Source organism: Oscillibacter sp. KLE 1745, assembly GCF_000469445.2.
Classification (GTDB): domain Bacteria; phylum Bacillota; class Clostridia; order Oscillospirales; family Oscillospiraceae; genus Oscillibacter; species Oscillibacter welbionis.
Genome location: NZ_KI271686.1, coordinates 34,133 through 36,014, shown reverse-complemented (window position 1 = coordinate 36,014; position 1,882 = coordinate 34,133). Strand labels below are relative to the sequence as shown.

Annotated in this window: 1 protein-coding gene and 3 tRNA genes; all 4 read right to left on the bottom strand. The window is 62.6% G+C overall.

Annotation, left to right across the window (positions count from 1 at the left end):
- Positions 1-146: 146 nt before the first annotated feature.
- The 4 genes from HMPREF1546_RS03175 to HMPREF1546_RS03160 all read right to left on the bottom strand — a co-directional run bounded on the left by HMPREF1546_RS03175 (position 147) and on the right by HMPREF1546_RS03160 (position 1,834).
- Positions 147-223 (bottom strand) — tRNA-Val (locus HMPREF1546_RS03175).
- 59 nt (positions 224-282) lie between these two features.
- Positions 283-357: transfer RNA gene (locus HMPREF1546_RS03170), tRNA-Glu, on the bottom strand.
- 39 nt (positions 358-396) lie between these two features.
- A tRNA-Met gene (locus tag HMPREF1546_RS03165) sits at positions 397-473 on the bottom strand.
- Positions 474-691: 218 nt separating this feature from the next.
- A complete protein-coding gene (locus HMPREF1546_RS03160) occupies positions 692-1,834 on the bottom strand; it encodes a glycerate kinase (RefSeq protein WP_021750300.1) in 1,143 nt (380 codons plus the stop codon).
- Positions 1,835-1,882 lie beyond the last annotated feature (48 nt).

Below are 1,882 nucleotides of genomic sequence, written 5' to 3'. Positions count from 1 at the left end.
AATCCAATGTGTCCATTTTATGGGGTACAGTTTAGTTCCCGTATGGGTCACGGCTTGGGTCAAAGCGGAAGTACAAAAATAAATACATCAAAAAAGTTGCGAAAGCCAAAAGAAAACCGCCAGAATCACAAGATTCCGGCGATAATTGGTGGAGACTACTGGACTCGAACCAGTGACCTCCTGCGTGTGAAGCAGGCGCTCTAACCAGCTGAGCTAAGCCTCCATACGGATATGTGATTTTTTCTACCCATAAGACGCCGTGCACAACGGCGTCCTATGGGATGGTGACCCGTACGGGATTCGAACCCATGTTACAGCCGTGAAAGGGCCGTGTCTTAACCACTTGACCAACGGGCCATTTGGAAGTCCATGAAGCGCCGGGGCGCTTCATGGATCTGGTAGCGGCACCTGGATTTGAACCGGGGACACTGCGGGTATGAACCGCATGCTCTAGCCAACTGAGCTATGCCGCCAAATGTCTAACCCGAACGGGCATCAATTACTATACCAGAAGGCGGCAGCGTTTGTCAAGCGTTTCTTCGAAAAAAATGAAAAATTTCAAAAAACCGGAAGCAGAGGAGAGACTCGCTGCCGCTGGCAGGGTGCCCCGAGGCCGGCAGCCCGGATACGGTGGGAATGAGGCCGGGCGGCTCCTGCCGCCCGGCACCGTCTTTTCAAAAATCCACTCATGTCATCGGGCGGACCGGAACGCATTGTAGAGCCGGAAGAGATCCTCCAGGGCGGCGCACAGATCTGCCCGGGCGGACTGGCGGGCTACCTCCCAGGGCACGGCACGACGGTTGGTGGACACGATAGCGGTGACGCCCTCTTGATAGGCGTCCTCCGCGCCGGGGGCCACGTCGCCCACCACGGCCACCACTGGGATCCGTGCCTGCCGGGCCCGGTGGGCGATGCCGATGACCACCTTGCCCCGAAGGCTCTGACAGTCGATACGGCCCTCGCCGGTCAGGACCGCGGTGGCACCAGGCAGCAGGGCATCGAAGCCCACGGTGTCCAGGACTGTCTCGATCCCCATCTGCAGGCGACTGCCCAGGAAGGCCATCACACCGGCTCCCATGCCGCCGGCGGCGCCAGCACCGGGAAGGTCTGCGATCTCCCGGCCCAGGTCCTGGCGGATCACCTCCGACAGGTGGCGCAGATTCCGGTCCAGACGGGTCACCATATCAGGGTCGGCCCCCTTCTGGGGGCCGAAGACGGCGCTGGCGCCATTGGGACCGCAGAGGGGGTTGTCCACATCGCACATGGTCACGATCTCCACACCGTTCAGCAGGGGGGAGCGATGGGACATGTCGATCCGGCACAGCCGGTCCAGCGTGCCGCCTACGGGGACGTACTCCGCCCCGGTGCCGTCCAGAAAGCGGACGCCCAGAGCGGCGGCACAGCCGCAGCCGCCGTCGTTGGTGGCACTGCCGCCCAGGCCCAGAATGATGCGCCTGGCGCCGTCCCGGATCGCCGCCAGAATCAGCTCTCCCACGCCGTAGGTGGTGGCTCCCTCAGCACAGAGACGGCCATCCATCAGGGGCAGGCCTGCGGCGGCGGCCATCTCGATCACGGCGGTGTAGCCATCGGCCAGCAGACCGTAAAAACCAGAGATCTTACGAAAATCCGGACCGGTGCAGGGCACCTCTACCCGGTGGCCGCCCATGGCGGCCAGAAACGCCTCCACGCTCCCCTCGCCGCCATCCGCCACGGGAATGGAGACCACCTCTGCATCCGGCACGTGGCGCAGAAGGGCCTCCCGCATCAGCTGGCAGATCTCCAGGGAGGACATGGTCCCCTTGAAGGAGTCCGGCATGAGAATCCACTTTGACATGAGTTTCCTCCTCTCTGGATGCGCGGGGCGGGCGGAAGGCCCGCCCCG

Coding starts and splice junctions, on each gene's coding strand:
- HMPREF1546_RS03160 (WP_021750300.1), bottom strand. CDS start 1,834: ATGTCAAAGTGGATTCTCATGCCGGACTCCTTCAAGGGGACCATGTCC.